At 73.8% G+C, this 16,857-nt stretch carries 18 protein-coding genes; 8 read left to right on the top strand and 10 right to left on the bottom strand.

Going from position 1 to position 16,857, the window contains the following annotated elements:
• Window positions 1-44: 44 nt before the first annotated feature.
• From ACYVM4_RS05740 to ACYVM4_RS05725, 4 genes are read right to left on the bottom strand one after another with little or no spacing between them, the layout of a single operon-like run.
• Window positions 45-1,121, bottom strand: a complete 1,077-nt coding sequence (locus ACYVM4_RS05740) for a GTPase Era (RefSeq protein WP_368819661.1) — start codon at window positions 1,119-1,121, stop codon at window positions 45-47.
• Window positions 1,114-2,442, bottom strand: a complete 1,329-nt coding sequence (locus ACYVM4_RS05735; RefSeq protein WP_438612781.1) for a hemolysin family protein — start codon at window positions 2,440-2,442, stop codon at window positions 1,114-1,116. The genes ACYVM4_RS05740 and ACYVM4_RS05735 overlap by 8 nt, the downstream gene beginning before the upstream one ends.
• Window positions 2,443-2,451: 9 nt before the next feature.
• Window positions 2,452-2,958, bottom strand: coding sequence for an rRNA maturation RNase YbeY (gene ybeY, locus ACYVM4_RS05730; protein WP_460667937.1), 507 nt, complete (start codon window positions 2,956-2,958; stop codon window positions 2,452-2,454).
• On the bottom strand, window positions 2,958-4,043 hold the full coding sequence (locus ACYVM4_RS05725) for a PhoH family protein (RefSeq protein WP_368831024.1): 1,086 nt from the start codon (window positions 4,041-4,043) through the stop codon (window positions 2,958-2,960). Before ACYVM4_RS05725 ends, ybeY begins: the two co-directional genes overlap by 1 nt.
• Before the next feature lie 289 nt (window positions 4,044-4,332).
• Between ACYVM4_RS05725 and ACYVM4_RS05720 the strand changes: the two genes are divergently transcribed.
• On the top strand, window positions 4,333-5,259 hold the full coding sequence (locus ACYVM4_RS05720; RefSeq protein ID WP_460667936.1) for a GerMN domain-containing protein: 927 nt from the start codon (window positions 4,333-4,335) through the stop codon (window positions 5,257-5,259).
• A gap of 16 nt (window positions 5,260-5,275) precedes the next feature.
• Here the strand turns inward: ACYVM4_RS05720 and ACYVM4_RS05715 are convergent, their stop codons facing one another.
• The 3 genes from ACYVM4_RS05715 to hrcA all read right to left on the bottom strand — a co-directional run bounded on the left by ACYVM4_RS05715 (window position 5,276) and on the right by hrcA (window position 8,283).
• Window positions 5,276-6,055, bottom strand: coding sequence for a 16S rRNA (uracil(1498)-N(3))-methyltransferase (locus ACYVM4_RS05715; protein WP_460667935.1), 780 nt, complete (start codon window positions 6,053-6,055; stop codon window positions 5,276-5,278).
• Window positions 6,052-7,203 carry a molecular chaperone DnaJ gene (dnaJ, locus tag ACYVM4_RS05710; RefSeq protein ID WP_368819654.1) on the bottom strand — a complete coding sequence of 384 codons (1,152 nt, stop codon included), beginning with the start codon at window positions 7,201-7,203 and terminating at the stop codon, window positions 6,052-6,054. Before dnaJ ends, ACYVM4_RS05715 begins: the two co-directional genes overlap by 4 nt.
• Window positions 7,204-7,275: 72 nt before the next feature.
• The gene (gene hrcA / locus ACYVM4_RS05705; protein ID WP_368819653.1) at window positions 7,276-8,283 is read right to left on the bottom strand and encodes a heat-inducible transcriptional repressor HrcA; all 1,008 of its coding nucleotides are present in this window, start codon (window positions 8,281-8,283) and stop codon (window positions 7,276-7,278) included.
• A gap of 175 nt (window positions 8,284-8,458) precedes the next feature.
• On the opposite strand from hrcA, the gene ACYVM4_RS05700 reads away from it, so the two are divergent.
• Both ACYVM4_RS05700 and ACYVM4_RS05695 read left to right on the top strand, forming a co-directional pair.
• Window positions 8,459-9,322 (top strand): DUF3097 domain-containing protein, encoded by an 864-nt coding sequence (locus tag ACYVM4_RS05700; protein ID WP_460667934.1) that lies wholly within the window; start codon window positions 8,459-8,461, stop codon window positions 9,320-9,322.
• Between the two features lie 156 nt (window positions 9,323-9,478).
• On the top strand, window positions 9,479-9,943 hold the full coding sequence (locus ACYVM4_RS05695; protein ID WP_368819651.1) for a DUF4870 domain-containing protein: 465 nt from the start codon (window positions 9,479-9,481) through the stop codon (window positions 9,941-9,943).
• A gap of 107 nt (window positions 9,944-10,050) precedes the next feature.
• Here ACYVM4_RS05695 and hemW read toward each other — a convergent pair whose 3' ends face one another.
• A complete protein-coding gene (hemW, locus tag ACYVM4_RS05690; RefSeq protein ID WP_368819650.1) occupies window positions 10,051-11,295 on the bottom strand; it encodes a radical SAM family heme chaperone HemW in 1,245 nt (414 codons plus the stop codon).
• Window positions 11,295-13,151, bottom strand: coding sequence for a translation elongation factor 4 (gene lepA, locus ACYVM4_RS05685; RefSeq protein WP_368819649.1), 1,857 nt, complete (start codon window positions 13,149-13,151; stop codon window positions 11,295-11,297). The genes hemW and lepA overlap by 1 nt, the downstream gene beginning before the upstream one ends.
• 168 nt (window positions 13,152-13,319) lie before the next feature.
• Here lepA and ACYVM4_RS05680 point away from each other — a divergent pair, with 168 nt between their 5' ends.
• Window positions 13,320-13,895, top strand: a complete 576-nt coding sequence (locus tag ACYVM4_RS05680; RefSeq protein ID WP_460667933.1) for a type II toxin-antitoxin system PemK/MazF family toxin — start codon at window positions 13,320-13,322, stop codon at window positions 13,893-13,895.
• A 201-nt stretch (window positions 13,896-14,096) separates the two neighbouring features.
• Window positions 14,097-14,357, top strand: coding sequence for a 30S ribosomal protein S20 (rpsT, locus tag ACYVM4_RS05675; RefSeq protein WP_017833968.1), 261 nt, complete (start codon window positions 14,097-14,099; stop codon window positions 14,355-14,357).
• A 119-nt stretch (window positions 14,358-14,476) separates the two neighbouring features.
• Here the strand turns inward: rpsT and holA are convergent, their stop codons facing one another.
• Window positions 14,477-15,478, bottom strand: coding sequence for a DNA polymerase III subunit delta (gene holA, locus ACYVM4_RS05670; protein ID WP_368819647.1), 1,002 nt, complete (start codon window positions 15,476-15,478; stop codon window positions 14,477-14,479).
• Between the two features lie 211 nt (window positions 15,479-15,689).
• On the opposite strand from holA, the gene ACYVM4_RS05665 reads away from it, so the two are divergent.
• From ACYVM4_RS05665 to ACYVM4_RS05655, 3 genes are all read left to right on the top strand, one after another.
• Complete coding sequence (locus ACYVM4_RS05665; RefSeq protein ID WP_460667932.1) at window positions 15,690-15,938, top strand: hypothetical protein; 249 nt, start codon at window positions 15,690-15,692, stop codon at window positions 15,936-15,938.
• Window positions 15,939-16,057: 119 nt separating this feature from the next.
• Window positions 16,058-16,243 carry a cation-transporting P-type ATPase gene (locus ACYVM4_RS05660; RefSeq protein ID WP_368819905.1) on the top strand — a complete coding sequence of 62 codons (186 nt, stop codon included), beginning with the start codon at window positions 16,058-16,060 and terminating at the stop codon, window positions 16,241-16,243.
• Window positions 16,198-16,857, top strand: a 660-nt coding sequence (locus ACYVM4_RS05655) for a P-type ATPase (protein ID WP_460667931.1), incomplete at its 3' end; no start/stop codon positions are given. The genes ACYVM4_RS05660 and ACYVM4_RS05655, both read left to right, overlap by 46 nt.

The following is a 16,857-nucleotide window of genomic DNA, read 5'->3' as shown; positions in this document are numbered from 1 at the left end:
GGCGACGCGGCGGGGGGCGGGCGCGTTCGGGGCGCGCCCGCGGCTCAGAAGCCCAGGCGGGAGAGCTGCTTGGGGTCGCGCTGCCACTCCTTGGCGATCTTCACGTGCAGGTCCAGGTAGACCTTCGTGCCCAGCAACGCCTCGATGGCGGTCCGGGACCGGGTGCCGATCTCGCGCAGCCGCGCGCCGCCCTTGCCGATGATGATGGCCTTCTGCGACGACCGCTCGACGTAGACGTTGACGCGCACGTCAAGCAGCGGTCGGTCCGCGGGGCGGCCCTCGCGGGGCACCATCTCCTCGACCACGACCGCGAGGGAGTGCGGCAGCTCGTCCCGCACCCCTTCCAGGGCGGCCTCCCGGACGAGCTCGGCGACCATCGTCATCTCGGGTTCGTCGGTCAGCTCGCCGTCCGGGTACAGGGCCGGGGACTCCGGCATCCTGCCGATGAGCAGGCCGGCGAGGGCCTCGACCTGGAAGCCGTCCACGGCGGAGACGGGGATGACGTCGGCCCAGCCCGGGTCGTCGGCGTCCGGACGGGGCGCGTGCGCGCCCGTGGCGCGGTGGCGGGGCTTGCGGGCGGCCCGTTCGGCGCGCTCGGCGCGGACCCGGTGCTCGGCCTCCATGACGGCGCGGCCCAGCTCGTTGACCGCCAGGAGCTGCTCGGCGAGCTCGGCGCGGGAGACGGTGTCCGTCTTCGTGACGATCGCCACGACCGGCTTGTTCCCGGAGGCCGCGAGCTGCTGGGCGATGAACCGGTCCCCGGGGCCGATCTTCTCGTTGGCGGGCACGCAGAAGCCGATGACGTCGACCTCGGCGAGGGTGTCGGCCACGAGGTCGTTGAGCCGTTCCCCGAGCAGCGTCCGCGGCCGGTGCAGGCCCGGGGTGTCCACGAGCACGAGCTGCCCCTCGGGCCGGTGCACGATGCCCCGGATGGTGTGCCGCGTGGTCTGCGGCCGGCTGGAGGTGATCGCGACCTTCTGCCCGACCAGGGCGTTGGTGAGCGTGGACTTCCCGGCGTTGGGGCGGCCGACCAGCACGGCGAACCCCGCGCGGAACGGGACGGGCTCCCCGGATGCTGGCTCGCCCGCTCCGGCGGGAACGGCGGGTGTGGGCTCAGACATGGTGGTGGGACTCCTCCTCGGACTCCTGCGCGGCGGGCTCCACGGCCGTGGAGCCCGAGGGGACCCAGTCGGGGTCCCGGCGGACCTCGAGCTGGCCCACCCGGTTGCGCCGTCCCTCCAGGGTGACGGCCTCGAGGACGATGCCCTCGACGGTGGCGCGGGAGCCCACGATGGGCACCCGGCCGATGGACTTGGCGAGCAGCCCGCCGGCCGTGTCCACCTCGTCGTCCTCGAGGTCGACGCCGAACAGGTCGCCCAGGTCCTCGACGCCGAGCCGGGCGGAGACGCGGTAGCGGCCGTCGCCGACCTCGGCGACCTCGGGCTTCTCCCGGTCGTACTCGTCCACGATCTCCCCGAGCAGCTCTTCGATGAGGTCCTCCAGGGTCACGAGCCCCGCGGTGCCGCCGTACTCGTCGACGACGATCGCCACGTGGATCGACTCGAGCTGCATCTCGCGCAGCAGCTCGTTGACCTTCTTCGACTCGGGCACGTAGCGGACCTCCCGGGCGAGCTCGGACAGCCCCGCGAGCCGCAGCCCGGTGCCCAGGCGGTGCACCCGCTCCGCGAGGTCCTTCTGGTACAGGATGCCGAGGACGTCGTCGGCGCTCTCCCCGATCACCGGGATGCGGGAGTAGCCGGACCGGAAGAAGAGGTTCAGGGCGTTGTCCACGGTGTCGTCGTCGTCGACGGAGACCATGTCGGTGCGGGGCACCATGACGGCCCGGACGTTGGTGTCGTCCAGGTCGAAGACCGAGTGCAGCAGCTCCGCCTCGTTGTCCTCGATGAGGGCCTGGCCCGTGGAGCGGTCCACGAACTCGAGCAGCTCCTCCTCGGTCAGGTAGCCGGGGGCGGTGCGCTCCGGGTCCCGGGCGACCGACGAGCCCAGGCGCACGAGCATCCCGGGGACCGGCCCGAGCACGATGCGCAGCACGCGCACGAGGCCGGCGGTGGCCCGGACGGTGCCGGCGGCGTTGCTGCGCCCGACCTGGCGGGGCGAGACCCCGGTGAGGACGAAGCCGACGGCGGCCATCACCACGGTGGCCAGCAGCCCGGCGAGCCAGACGTCGTCGAGGCCGTCGAACATCGCGAGGGCGACCGCCACGGCGGAGGCCGTCTCGAACCAGACGCTCCAGAAGCGCAGGGCCTGCAGGTGGGCCGTGGGCGTGGCCAGGATCCTCGCGGCGGAGGAGTCGGGGGCGTCCCGGGCGATGGCCTCGGCGTCCGCGCGGGGCAGGTAGGTGAGGCCGGTCTCGGCGGCCGTGAGGACGAAGGCCGTGCCCAGGAACACGATCGCCGCGACGACGAGGACCGCGGTGGTCATCATGGGGCGCTACTCCATGGTCTCGACCGGCGCGGGGCGGCCGAGGAAGTCGGTGAGCAGGTCCCGCTGGAGGGCGAACATGACCTGCCGCTCCTCGGGCTCGGCGTGGTCGTGCCCCAGCAGGTGCAGGAGGCCGTGGGTGGTGAGCAGGCACAGCTCGTCCGCGACGGAGTGCCCTGCGGCCTCGGCCTGCCGGCGGGCCACCGGGGGGCACAGCACGATGTCGCCCAGCGTGCCCTCCGCGGGCTCCTCCGGGGTCCCCGGGCGCAGCTCGTCCATGGGGAAGGACAGGACGTCCGTGGGACCGGGCAGGTCCATCCACTCGATGTGCAGGCGCGCCATCTCGTCCTCGTCGACCACCGCGATCGACAGCTCCGCGTCGGGGTGGACGTGCAGGCGCGCCAGGACATGGTCCGCGAGCCGGCCCAGCAGCTCGACGTCGACCGCGTCGTAGGCCGCGCGCTCCCCGGCGGGGACGTCCTGCGGGTCGACCTGCAGGTCGAACTCGACGGCCATCAGGCCTCCGCCCCGTCCGCGTCCGGAGCCGCCGGCGCGGCGTCGCGGGCGGCACGGGCGTCGTCCTTGCGCCGGCGCCGCTCGTTGCGGTGCCGGTTGGTCGTGTCGAAGGCGTCGTAGGCGCTGACGATCCGGCTGACCAGCTCGTGGCGCACGACGTCCTCCGCGGTCATCTCCGTGAACGCGACGTCCTGGACGCCGCCCAGCACGTGCTGGACCTGGCGCAGGCCGGAGGCCGCGCTCCCCGGCAGGTCCACCTGGGTGACGTCGCCGGTGACGACCATCTTGGAGCCGAAGCCGAGCCGGGTGAGGAACATCTTCATCTGCTCGGGCGTGGTGTTCTGCGCCTCGTCGAGGATGATGAACGCGTCGTTGAGGGTGCGGCCGCGCATGTAGGCGAGGGGGGCGACCTCGATGGTGCCCGCCTCCATGAGGCGGGGGATCGAGTCCGGGTCCATCATGTCGTGCAGCGCGTCGTAGAGCGGTCGCAGGTACGGATCGATCTTCTCGCTGAGCGTGCCGGGCAGGAAGCCGAGCCGCTCCCCCGCCTCCACGGCCGGGCGCGTGAGGATGATCCGGGACACCTCCTTGGCCTGCAGCGCCTGGACCGCCTTGGCCATGGCGAGATAGGTCTTGCCCGTGCCGGCGGGACCGATGCCGAAGACCACGGTGTGCTCGTCGATGGCGTCGACGTAGGTCTTCTGGTGGAGGGTCTTCGGGCGGATCTTGCGACCGCGGCTGGAGAGGATGTTCTGGGTCAGGGCGCCGCTGGGACGGGCGGTGAGGTCCCGGCCGATCAGCTCGAGCAGCTGGGTGATCACCTGGGGGGTGACCGCGGTCTCGCGGCCGGCCAGGACCTTCAGCTCGTCGAAGAGGGTGGCGACGATCTGCACGGGCCCGCTCGGGCCCTCGATGCCGAGCTCGAGACCCCGCGGGCTGGTCGTGAGGCCCGGGAACGCCGTCTCCACCTGGCGCAGGGTGTCGTCCCCGGAGCCGAGGCACCGGACCATCGTCTCGCGGTCGGGGAAGGTGATGACGGTGCGGGCCGTCAGGGGGTGCGTGGTGCCGGGCAGCGTCTCAGTCATGGGTCCGGCCGCGCGGGCCGTGCTCTCGCTCTCTCGTGGGTCGCCGGGGAAGGGGCGGCGGACGGGACTCGTCCTCCCTCCAGGGTACCGCGCGGTACCGGCACCGGCGGTCGCCGGGCGCACATTCCGATTTGGTATCGGTCACGGCCACCGGGGCTCCTCGGCTGGGGACGCCCCCGGCCGCTGTGCTGGAATGGTCCGGTCCTCCGGCAGGGGGACAGGTGCGGCCTCCCCCAGTGCCGGCACCGCCCCCCGTCCGATCCCGGAAAGCCGAGGTGCGCGTCCCCCCATGGCCACTGCCCGTTCCCGGCCCGAGCCCGCCCGCGGCCGGTTCCCCGTGCTCGCGCTGACCGCCGTGGGCGTCCTCGTCCTCGGCGCGTGCGGCACCGGTCCGGAGCCTGCCCTCGACGGCACGGTCACCACGCCGGGCACGGCGCCGGCCCCGTCGACCACGGCGAGCACCGCCGACGGCCGGGTGGCCACCACGAAGCTGCCCGTCTACTGGGTGGGCCGCGCGAACGGGGAGGAGCGGCTGTTCCGGGAGTTCCGGGACGCCTCCGAGGCGGCCGCGGCCGTGGACCCCATCGCGGCGGCGGCGGCGCTGATGACCGGGGCGACCCCCGCGGACCCGGACTACCGGACCCTGTGGTCCCCGGTGGACCGGGTGGGCGCCTCGACGTCCCCCGGAGGGACCATCACCGTGGACCTGCCGTCCGAGGCCTTCCGCCCGGACCTGGACGACCGCGAGGTGCGGCTGGCCCTCCAGCAGCTCGCGCACACGGTCACCGCCACGGCGGCTACGGCGGGCCTGCTGCCCAAGGGCTCGGAGGCCGAGGTGGTGGTGCTCGTGGACGGCCGGCCCGACGAGGAGGTCTTCGGGTCCGTGCGCCTCGACGGCCCCCTCCGGCCCGACGAGGGGATGGCGGCGCCGATCTGGCTCGACGAACCGCGGCAGGACGAGCGGTCCGAGGGGACCCTGACCTTCTCGGGACGGGCACTGGACGGCGTCCGGGGCTGCCGATGGACCGTGGCCGGACCGGACGGGCAGCACGTCTCGAGCGGCGCGGCGGCCGTGGTCCCGCGGGGCGACGGGACCGTCGGGTTCCGGGCCGAGCTCGAGCTGGAGCCGGGCGACTACGTGGTGACGGTCGTCGGCCGGGACGCCGAGGGCGGGACCGTGCGCGACGACAAGGACGTGGAGGTCGTCGCCGGCTGAACCGGCCGCGCCGGGCTCAGCGGGACCCGGCGGCCCAGCGGCCCAGGGCGGCGCTGAGCACCGCCAGCGCGGCCGGGCCGGCCGTGGAGCTGCGCAGCACCTCCGGACCGAGCCGCACGGCGCCGGCCCCCGCTCCGGCCATTGCCTCGAGCTCCGTGGGTGCGATGCCCCCCTCGGGACCCACGACCAGGACGATCCGCTCGACGCCCGCCCAGGGGTCGCCGGCGGCGCCCGGCATGTCGGCGAGGGAGTCGCGCGCCTCCTCGTGCAGGACCAGGCCCCGGGTCCCCGGCTCCCCGAGCAGGCGGGCGAGCTCGCGGGTGGTGCACAGGGGCAGCACCTCGGGCCAGGCCGCCCGCCGGGACTGCTTCGCGGCGGCCGCGACGGTGTGCACCCACTTCTCGTGGCTCTTGGCGGCCCGCTCCTTCTTCCACCGCACGATCGAGCGGTCGGCCTGCCAGGGCACCACCGCGTCGACGCCCAGCTCGGTGGCCGTCTCCACGGCCAGCAGGTCCCGCTCGCCCTTCGCGAGGGCCTGGGCGAGGAGGAGCCGGGGGGTGCGGGCGGGCTCGGTGGTCACCGAGACGATGCCGACCTCCATGCTGTCCCGGTCCCCCGTGCGCAGCTCCCCGGTGGCCCGGGTGCCTGCGCCGTCGACGAGCTCGAGGCGCTCACCGGGCGCGAGACGGCGCACGGCGACGGCGTGCCGGGCCTCCGGGCCGGTGACGGTGAGCGCCGCCCCGGGGCCGAGGCCGGTGAGCCGGCCCGGCTCGACCTTGAAGACCGGCAGGCTCACAGGTCGGAGAACCTGTCCTTGAGCCGGGAGAAGAAGCCGCCGGAGCCGGCCGGGGAGTTCAGGGTGGTGCCGGTGGACTGGTCCTCGCCGCGCAGCCGGGACAGCTGCTCGAGCAGCTCGCGCTGTTCGTCGTCGAGAGCCGTGGGGGTCTCGACCTCGAGGTGGACGAACAGCTCGCCCCGGCCGCCGCCGCGCAGCCGGGTGGCCCCGAGCTCGTGCAGGGTCACGGTGTGGCCGGTCTGCGTGCCGGGGCCCACGGGCACCTCGCGCTCGCCGTCGAAGGTCTCGAGGGTCACGGTGGTGCCGAGGGCCGCGGAGGTCATGGGCACCCGGACGCGGGCGTGCAGGTCGTCGCCCTGGCGCTCGAACGTGGGGTCGGGGTCGACCTTGAGCTCGACGTAGAGGTCGCCGTTCGGCCCGCCGGCGGTGCCGGCCTCGCCCTGCCCCGAGAGGCGGATGCGGTTGCCGGTCGAGACGCCGGCGGGGATCTTGACGGTCAGCGGGCGGCGGTCGCGCACGCGGCCCTCGCCGTAGCACTCGTGGCACGGGTGCTTGATGACGGTGCCGAAGCCCTGGCAGGTGGCGCACGGCGCCGCCGTGACCACGGTGCCGAGGATCGACTGGACCTGGCGCTGCACCTGGCCGGATCCGTGGCAGACGTCGCAGGTCTCGGGCTGGGTGCCCGCCTGGCAGCACGTGCCGCCGCAGGTGGGGCAGACCACGGCCGTGTCCACCGTGATCTTCTTCTCCGTGCCGAAGACCGCGTCCCTGAGGGAGACCCGGACGTTGATCAGGGCGTCCTGGCCCTGGCGCGTGCGGGACGCGGGGCCGCGCCGGCCGGAGCCGGCGCCGCCGGCGCCCTGGAAGAACGTGTCGAAGATGTCGGCGAAGCCGAAGCCCGTGCCGGGGAAGCCTCCGCCGAAGCCGGTGTCGGTGCCGTTCTCGTTGCCGGTCGCGTCGTAGACACGCCGCTTCTCCGGGTCGGAGAGGACGTCGTTGGCGTGCGAGAGGCGCTTGAAGTCCTCGGCGGCCTCGGGGCCGGAGTTGACGTCGGGGTGCAGCCGGCGGGCCTTCTTGCGGTAGGCCTTCTTGATCTCTTCCTGGCTGGCGTCCCGGGACACGCCCAGGGTCTCGTAGTGATCGCTCACCGTGGTCCGTTCTGTCGAGAGGTCTGTGGTGGGTTTCGCTGGAGGGCCCCGGGGAACGGGGCCCGCGGGGGCTCAGCCCCCGAGGATACGGGAGAGGTAGCGGGCGACGGCGCGCACGGCGGCCATCGTGGACGGGTAGTCCATGCGCATGGGGCCCACGACCCCCACCTTCGACTGCGGCCCGTAGCCGGTGGCGACGACGGCGGCCTCGGACAGGGGGCCCTCGGCGTTCTCCGTGCCGATCCGCACGGCGACCCCGCGGGCGTCCTGCTCCATCTCGGACAGCAGCCGGAGCATCACCACCTGCTCCTCGAGGGCCTCGAGGACCGGGCCGATGCTCAGGTGGAAGTCCCCGGTGGAGCGGGCGAGGTTGGCGGTGCCCGCCATGACCATCCGGTGCTCGGCTCCCCCGGCCGCGAGGGCGCCGACGGCCTCCCCCACGGCGGCGGCGGCCGGTTGCAGCGGCGGGGCGGTGCCTGCCGCCATCACCGCGAGGGCGTCCGGCACCGCGGTCAGGGAGCGCCCGACCACGGCCGCCAGCACCCGGGCGCGCAGCTCGAGCAACTGGGAATCCTCGAGAGGCGCCCGCAGCACGGCGACGCGCTGGGCCACCCGGCCGTTGGTGGGGATGAGCACCACGAGCACCCGGCCGGCCCCGAGGTCCACGACCTCGACGTGGCGCACGGTCACGCCGGAGGCGTGCGGGTACTGCACGACCGCGACCTGCTGGGTGAGCTGCGCGAGCAGCCGCACGGTGCGCTCCATGACGTCGTCGATGTCGGCGGCGTCGTCGAGCAGCCGCTGGATGGCCCGTCGTTCCGGGCCCGAGAGCGGCTTGACGGCCGCGATCTGGTCGACGAACGTGCGGTAGCCCTTGTCCGTGGGGATCCGGCCCGAGCTCGTGTGGGGGGCCGTGATCAGGCCCTCCTCCTCGAGCGCGGCCATGTCGTTGCGCACGGTGGCCGAGGAGACGCCGAGCCGGTGCCGGTCCACGAGGGCCTTGGAGCCCACGGGCTCGCGGAAGTGCACGTAGTCCTCCACGATGGCCTGCAGGATCTGCAGTCGTCTCGGATGGTTCACGTCGCTCCTCCCCGGTTCGTCCTCGCCCCCGACCCGTCCTGGCACTCGGGCGGGCACAGTGCTAACGCCGTCCAGTGTAGCCCCCGTGTCCGACGGCCGGTCCGCCGCCCGCGGTTTGGTACGCTTCCGGCTGATCCGCGCCGGACGCGCGGCACCGCGACCCGGGAGGACGACCATGAGCGACCACGGCTGGGGGCCGCGCAGCCTCGACGACGACGCCCTCGCCCGCCGCCGGCCGGTCTCCGCGGAGGTCCCGGTCGCCCCGGGGATGCTGCTGGAGGACGTCACGACCGGCTGGGTCGGCGCCGTCGTGTCCCTGGAGACCATCGGCGGCATGCGCGTGATGGGCCTCGAGGACCGGAGAGGGCGGGTCAAGGCGTTCCCCCTGGGTCCGGGCTTCCTGCTCGAGGGCGATCCCGTGGTCGTCGTCGAGCCCCGCCGGGCCCCCGCCGCGAAGAAGCCCTCCCGCACGCGCTCGGGATCCGTGGCCGTCGAGGGGTTGCGCGCGAGCACCGCGAAGGCCTCCCGCGTGTGGGTCGAGGGCTACCACGACGCCGAGCTGGTGGCCAAGGTCTGGGGGCACGACCTGGCGGTCGAGGGCATCGTGGTGGAGCCGCTGCACGGCATCGACGACCTGCCCGCCGCCGTGCGGGAGTTCGGGCCGGGCCCCGGGCGGCGGCTCGGCGTCCTCGTCGACCACCTCGTGGCCGGTTCCAAGGAGTCCAGGATCGCCGCGGAGACCATGCGCCTGCCCGGCGCCGCGGGCAACGTCCTGGTGCTGGGCCACCCCTACGTCGACATCTGGCAGGCGGTCAAGCCGCGCACGCTGGGCATCGACGGCTGGCCCGTGGTCCCGCGGGGCACCGACTGGAAGACCGGCACCGCCGCCGCCCTCGGGTGGCCGCACCGCACCCCCGGCGACCTGGGACGGGCCTGGCAGCACATCCTCTCCCGCGTGGACAGCTACGCCGATCTCGAGCCGTCCCTGCTGGGCCGGGTGGAGGAGCTCATCGACTTCCTCACCGCGCCCGGGGCCTGACCCGGTTCCCTCCCCGTGCACGGGGCCCGGCCGCGGGGCGTCACAAAGGCACACGTGCGCGGGCTCGATCCCCGGCTGTCCGGACCGGTCGGTAGGATGGTCGTGTCCCACCCACCGTCCGCGGCCCCGCCGCGGTCCCACCGCCGAAGGACATCCGTGCCCGTGCAGACCGACCCCCGATCGAGCCGCGACAACGCCGGGGCCCCGTTCGAGGGCCTCTCCCCCGTGGCCCAGCCGCTGACCGTCTCCGAGGACCACCAGTGGGCGACCCTGGCGCACTTCGGCGGCGTCGTCGGCTTCCTCCCCTCGTTCCTCGTCCACCGCGTCTTCCGCGGGCGCGGCCCGTTCACCGAGCAGGAGTCGAGGGAGGCCATGAACTTCACTCTGCTGCCGACTCTCGTGGTGGTGGCCGGGATCCTGCTCGCGCCGGTGCCGTTCATCGGGTGGTTCTTCGCGCTCGCCGCGGCCGCCGCGTGGCTGCTGCTCGCGGTCGGCTCCCTCATCGGCGGCGTCCGGGTCAACGGCGGCGAGCCGCACCTGTACCGCTTCAACACCCGGCTCTACGACCGGCTGGCCGACCGCCTCCGCGAGCGGTCCCGCGAGCGCGCCGCGCGCGGCTAACACCTTGCCCCGCTGGGGCGCCCCGGCCGGGGCGCCCGGTCCTCGCGCAGGCGGTCGTGACCGGGGCGGCCGGTCCTCGAACCGGCTCTCCCGACGGGATGCCTTCGTCAGGTGAGCAGCCGCCGCACCACGGCGTCGCCCAGGAGCCGGCCCCGCAGCGTCAGCACCACCGTGCCGCGCAGCGCCGCCGCGGGCTCCACCAGACCGTCGGCGATCAGCCCGGCCACCGCCGCACGCCCGTCCTCGGCCAGGGCGGCCGTGGGCAGTCCGTCCCGGATCCGGGCCTCGAGCATCACGCGCTCGAGGTGCCGGGTCCCCGCGTCGAGGATCTCGCGCCCGGCCGCGGGCGACTGCCGCGCGCGCACCCGGTTCGTGTAGGGCACGGGGTGCTTGAGGTTCCACCAGCGCGTCCCCCCCACGTGCGAGTGCGCCCCGGGCCCGATCCCCCACCAGTCCTGGTTGCGCCAGTACGCGAGGTTGTGCCGGCTGCGGTGGGCCCCGGCGTCCGCGCCGCCGGCGGGCCGGGCCCAGTTGCTCACCTCGTACCACTCGAAGCCGGCCTCCGCGAGCACCCGGTCCGCGAGCTCGTACTTGTCGGCCTGGTCGTCCTCGTCGATCGGCGGGACCTCCCCGCGCCGCATCCGCGCCGCGAGCTTCGTCCCGTCCTCGATGATCAGCGAGTACGCGGAGACGTGGTCGGGCGCGTAGCCCACGGCCGTGCGCACCGAGTGCTCCCAGTCGGCCAGGGACTCCCCCGGGGTGCCGTAGATCAGGTCCACGCTGACGCCCAGGCCCGCCTCGCGGGCCCACCGGACCGCGCGCGGCACGTTGTCGGGGTCGTGCGTGCGGTCCAGGACGGCGAGCACGTGCGGGACGGCGGACTGCATCCCGAAGGACACCCGGGTCACCCCCGCCGACGCCAGCACCGCCAGGGACTCGGGCGTCACGGAGTCCGGATTGGCCTCGGTGGTCACCTCGGCGCCCGCGGCGAGCCCGAAGCTCTCCCGGGCCTGCACCAGGACGGCGGCGAGGTCCTCGGCGGGGAGCAGGGTGGGGGTGCCGCCGCCGAAGAACACGCTGTGCAGCGGGCGGGGGGCGGTCCCGGAGTCCTCGAGCACCCGGCGCGCCCAGCGGACCTCCGCCGCGGCGTCGCCGGCGTAGGCGTCCTGGGACACCCCGGACCCGAGCTCCACGGCCGTGTAGGTGTTGAAGTCGCAGTAGCCGCACCGGACCGCGCAGAACGGCACGTGCACGTAGAGGCTGAGCGTGCGGTCCGCGGAGCCCTCGGCGGCGGAGGGCGGCAGCAGTCCGTCGAGCGGGCCGGGCAGGCCCTCCGGCTGGGCGGGGGCCACTACTTCTTCTTGTCCTTCGCCCCGGCCTCGTCGGAGGACAGTGCCGCGACGAACGCCTCCTGAGGGACCTCCACGCGGCCCACCATCTTCATCCGCTTCTTGCCCTCCTTCTGCTTCTCGAGCAGCTTGCGCTTGCGCGAGATGTCGCCGCCGTAGCACTTGGAGAGCACGTCCTTGCGGATCGCCCGGATGTTCTCGCGGGCGATCACCCGGGAGCCGATGGCCGCCTGGATGGGGACCTCGAACTGCTGGCGCGGGATGAGCTCGCGCAGCTTGCCGGTCATCATCACCCCGTAGGCGTACGCCTTGTCCCGGTGGGTGATCGCGCTGAAGGCGTCCACCGGCTCGCCCTGCAGGAGGATGTCCACCTTGACGAGGTCCGCGGCCTCCTCGCCCTCGGCCTTCCAGTCCAGGGACGCGTAGCCCTTGGTGCGCGACTTCAGCTGGTCGAAGAAGTCGAAGACGATCTCGGCCAGGGGCAGCCGGTAGCGCAGCTCCACCCGGTCCTCGGAGAGGTAGTCCATGCCCTTGAGCTGACCGCGCTTGGACTGGCACAGCTCCATGATCGCGCCGATGAACTCGGACGGGGCCAGCACCGTCGCGGCGACCATGGGCTCGCGGATCTCGGCGATCTTCCCCTCGGGGAACTCGGACGGGTTCGTGACCATCCGCTCGGAACGGTCCTCGAGGGTGACGTTGTAGCTCACGGACGGCGCGGTGGAGATCAGGTCGAGGTTGAACTCGCGCTCGAGGCGCTCCCGGACGATCTCGAGGTGGAGCAGTCCCAGGAACCCGCAGCGGAAGCCGAAGCCCAGGGCCGCAGAGTTCTCGGGCTCGTAGACCAGGGCGGCGTCGTTGAGCTGGAGCTTGTCCAGGGCGTCGCGCAGGACCGGGTAGTCGGAGCCGTCGATGGGGAACAGCCCCGAGAAGACCATCGGCTTGGGGTCCTCGTAGCCGCCCAGGTCCTCCATCGCCGGCCGCTGGTGGTTGGTCACCGTGTCCCCCACCCGGGACTGGCGCACGTCCTTGACCCCGGTGATGAGATAGCCGACCTCGCCCACGCCCAGTCCCTCCGTGGGCTTCGGCTCGGGCGAGATGACCCCGATCTCCAGCAGCTCGTGCTGCGCGCCGGTGGACATCATCCGGATCCGCTCGCGCGGGGTCAGCCGGCCGTCGACCACGCGGACGTAGGTGACCACGCCGCGGTAGGTGTCGTAGACCGAGTCGAAGATCATGGCCCGCGACGGCGCGTCCGCGTCGCCCTGCGGGGCGGGGACCAGCTCCACGATCCGGTCGAGCAGTGCCTCGACGCCCTCCCCGGTCTTGCCGGAGACCCGCAGCACGTCCTCGGGGTCCACGCCGATGAGGTTGCCGAGCTCCCGGGCGTACTTCTCCGGCTGGGCCGCGGGCAGGTCGATCTTGTTGAGCACCGGGATGATCGTGAGGTCGTTCTCCATGGCCAGGTAGAGGTTCGCCAGGGTCTGCGCCTCGATGCCCTGCGCGGCGTCCACCAGGAGCAGGGCGCCCTCGCAGGCGGCCAGGGACCGGGAGACCTCGTAGGTGAAGTCCACGTGCCCCGGGGTGTCGATCATGTTCAGGGCGTAGTCCGTGCCCGCCACGCCCCAGGGCATGCGCACCGCCTGGGACTTGATGGTGATCCCGCGCTCGCGCTCGATGTCCATCCGGTCCAGGTACTGGGCCTTCATCTCGCGCGTGGTGACCACGCCGGTGGCCTGCAGCATCCGGTCCGCGAGCGTGGACTTCCCGTGGTCGATGTGGGCGATGATGCAGAAGTTGCGGAGGATCGACGGGTCGGTCGAGGCGGGGACCGGGGCATTGACGGCCAGCGGTGACACGGGCGGTCCTTTCTCCGGGAGAACGTCGCTTCCGGCAGGTGCTGGGGCTACCGGCGGGTGGACCGCGCCGGGGATTCAACTGTCCAGTTTCCCACGTTCGGTCATGGAGAGCCATTTCGCCCCGTGCGGGCCCGACGACGCCGGACGGTCCCTGGCTAGAGTGGGCGCATGAAGCTGAACCTCGGCACCCTGGCCCGTCTCGCCGCCCGCGCCGTGGACGTCTACCAGCGCTCCGGACGGGGCCGCCCGGAGCAGCCCCGTCCGGGTCGGCGCGCCGGGTCCCCCTCCGCGCGGCCCCGGCCCACCGTGCCCTCCCGGGCCGGCGACGGCCGCCCCGAAGGGCTCTCCCGCCCCTACCCCGGGGACTGGACCGGGCCGGTCCGGCCCGTCTACCGCCCGCTGTCCGACGGCGAGGCCGATCCCGGCGAGATCGTGTGGACCTGGGTGCCGTTCGAGGAGGACCAGCGCCGCGGCAAGGACCGGCCCGTGCTGGTCGTGGACCGGGCCGGGGACCACCTGCTGTGCCTGATGCTCACCTCCCGGGACCACGGAGACGGGCCGGCACAGGACCCCGACTACGTGGACGTCGGGACGGGGCCGTGGGACCCCCGGGGCCGGCCGTCCGAGGTCAGGCTCGACCGCGTGGTCCAGGTGCTGCCCGCGGACGTCCGGCGGGAGGGCGCGGTCCTGCCCGAGCACCTCTTCGACCGGGTGGCCGGACGGCTCCACCGCCTGCGCGGTTGAGCACGCGGGCCCGGCGCGCTCCGTGTCGGCGCTGTCCGGCGACGGGGCGTGGTCTGCTAGACTTTTCTGCTGTGTGTCCGCGCTGGTCGTCGGGCACTGCAGGGCGGTCGCCACACGGGCGTCCCCACTCCCACTCAGTCACATGGCTGTCCTGTTTGCCCTCACTGACCGAATTCCGCACCCATCGCCAAGGAGTGACACGTGGCCAACATCAAGTCCCAGAAGAAGCGCAACCTCACGAACGAGAAGTCGCGTCTGCGCAACAACGCGTACAAGTCCGAGCTGAAGACGCTGGTCCGCCGCGTCGACGAGGCCGTCGGCGCCTCCGACAAGGAGACCGCCCAGGACGCCCTGCGCGTCGTCTCCCGCAAGCTCGACAAGGCCGTCAGCAAGGGCGTCCTGCACAAGAACAACGCGGCCAACAAGAAGTCCGGTCTGGCCAAGCTGGTCGCCAAGATCTGATCCCGGTTTCCGCGAACCGCGCCCGCCGCATCGGCGGGCCGCACGGAGGCCCCGTCCCACTCAGGGACGGGGCCTCCGTCGTGTCCGGGTGAGACCGTCCGGCCGCGGCCGGACAGCGCTCAGCGGCGTCCGGACAGGGCGATGGTCGTGATGGCCCGCTCCACCGCGTAGGCGGGGTCCCGGCCCTCACCCTTGACCTGCGCGTCGGCCTCGGCCAGCGCCCGGAGCGCCCGCACGAGGTCCGCCTCGGAGAAGCGCCGGGACTCGTCCTGCGCCCGCTCCACCTGCCACGGGGCGGCCCCGATGCGCTGGGCGAGCTGGCCCGCGCCGCCGCGGGTCCCGTGCACCTGGGCGATCGTGCGCAGCTTGGCGGCCAGCGCCCCGACCATCGGGACGGGGTCCACCCCGGTGTCGAGGGCCTGGCGCCACAGCTTGAGGGCGGTCTCGGCGCGCCCGGCCAGCGCGGCGTCCGCCACCTTGAACGCGGTGGCCTCGACGCGCCCGCCGTAGTACTTCTCGACGTCGTCGAAGCTGATGCTCTCGGGGCCGTCCGAGAGCAGCTGGGCGCACGCGGCGGCGAGCTCCGCCGTGCTGCTGCCCACGGCCGCCGCGAGCGCCCGGGCGGCGTCGGGGTCGATGCGGCGCCGGTGGGTGCGGAACTCGGTGACGATGAAGTCGGTCTTGTCGCGGTCGTTCTTGAGGGGCTTGCACTCCACGACGGCGGCGCCGGCGGCCTTGAGGGCGTCCAGGAGCTTCTTGCCGCGGTTGCCGCCGCTGTGCTCCCAGAGCACGACGACGTCCGGGTCGGGCGCCTGGACGTAGGCGAGGCCGTCGGCGAGGCAGTCGTCGTTCATGGCGGCAAGGTTGGTGACGTGGATGAGCTTCGCGTCGTCGAACAGGGAGGGGCTGGCGAGCGCCGCGAGCTGCCCGGGGGCGTAGGCGGCGGCGTCCACGGTGGAGAGCTCGACAGGGCCGCGCCGGTCCTTGAGGACCGTGCGGACACGGTCGCGGGCGCGGGCGGCGAGGTAGTCCTCGGGGCCGGTGAGCAGGATGAGCGGGGTGGGCTCGACGTCGCGCCAGGTGGGTCCGGCGGTGGGTGCGGGGCGCCGCGGTGGGGTCATGGCCGCGTCCTCCTGTCGTGGCGGCCGGGTCGGGCCGCGTGCTGGGCGGGGTGGGTTCCAGCTTCCCACGTCCGGGCGACATGTGGTGGCGGGGCACCGGGCGGGACGACGCGGGGGCTCGCCGGCCCCGGAGGACGGTGGAACGGACCGCCGGCCTCCTGTACGGTCGGGAGCGGCATGTGAGACCCGTCACCCCCCTCGGAGGATTCCCATGACCGTGCTTCCCCGCCTCGCCGTCCCGGCACTCGCCCTGGGCGTCCTGGGCATGGCCGTCTCCCCCGCGGGGGCCGACCAGACCGGGCCCGTCACCGGTCCCGCCGCCGGGCCCGTCACCGGCTCCGTCGCCGAGACCGCGCCCGCCGCCGCGTCCGGTGCCCCGGGCTACGCCGTGGCCGGTGCCGGTGTGCTGGCCGTGGTCGGCTCCGCCGTCGTGGCACGGCGCCGCAGCGGCACCTGCTGACACACCGCCTCGGGGGGCTTCCCGGCCGAGCCACCGGTGTCGTCACCGTGCTGTCCCGCTCCGGCCGGCCATGACCGTCGGCTCCAGTCTGGGGGCACTGTCGGGCAAGCGAGGCCCTCGTGAGCATTCCTTGGCACACCCGTCCCACCGCGGACGTCACCGGAGCTCTCGACGTGGATCCGGTGCAGGGGCTGTCGAGCGAGCAGGTCGCGGAGCGCGCCCGGCGCCACGGCCCCAACGTGCTGGCCGAGGCCGCCAGGTGCCGGTCTGGCGCATGGTCCTGGGCCTGGTCTCGGACCGGATGACCATCGTGCTGCTGGTCGCGGAGGTCGTCTCCGCGCTCGTGTCCCGCGAGTGGAAGACGCCGGTGGTGATCCTGCTGGTGGCCGGCTTCAACACGGTGCTCAACTACGTCCAGCAGGCGCGGGCCGAGTCCTCCCCGGCGGCGCTGCGCAAGATGTCCGTGATCACCGCGCGGGTGCGCCGGGACGGGCACGCCGTGGAGATCGACCGCCTGGCCCGTCTGCTGACGCTCATCGCCGTCGTGGTCGTGGGCGGCGTCCTCGGCCTGATCCGCGGGCAGCCCTGGACCGAGCTGATGCTGACGGCGGTGTCCCTGGCGGTGGCCACCATGCCCGAAGGGCTGCCTGCGGTCGTCGCCTTCACCCTGGCGACGGGCGTCCACCGGCTGGCCCGGCGCGGGGTGATCGTCAAGCAGCTGTCGGCGGTGGAGACCCTGGGGTCCACCACGCACATCGCCACGGACAGGACCGGCATTCCCGCGCTCGACGAGATGACGGTGCGGAGGCCGGTCCTGGACGGCTCCGCGTTCCGCGTCACCGGTGAGGGGTACTCCACGGAGGGGCGCATCATCGGTCCCGACGATGCCCCGGCCCGGCCCCCCCCCCCCCCCCCCCCC

The organism is Kocuria himachalensis (assembly GCF_054784195.1).
This window is presented reverse-complemented; position numbering and strand designations above follow the sequence as displayed.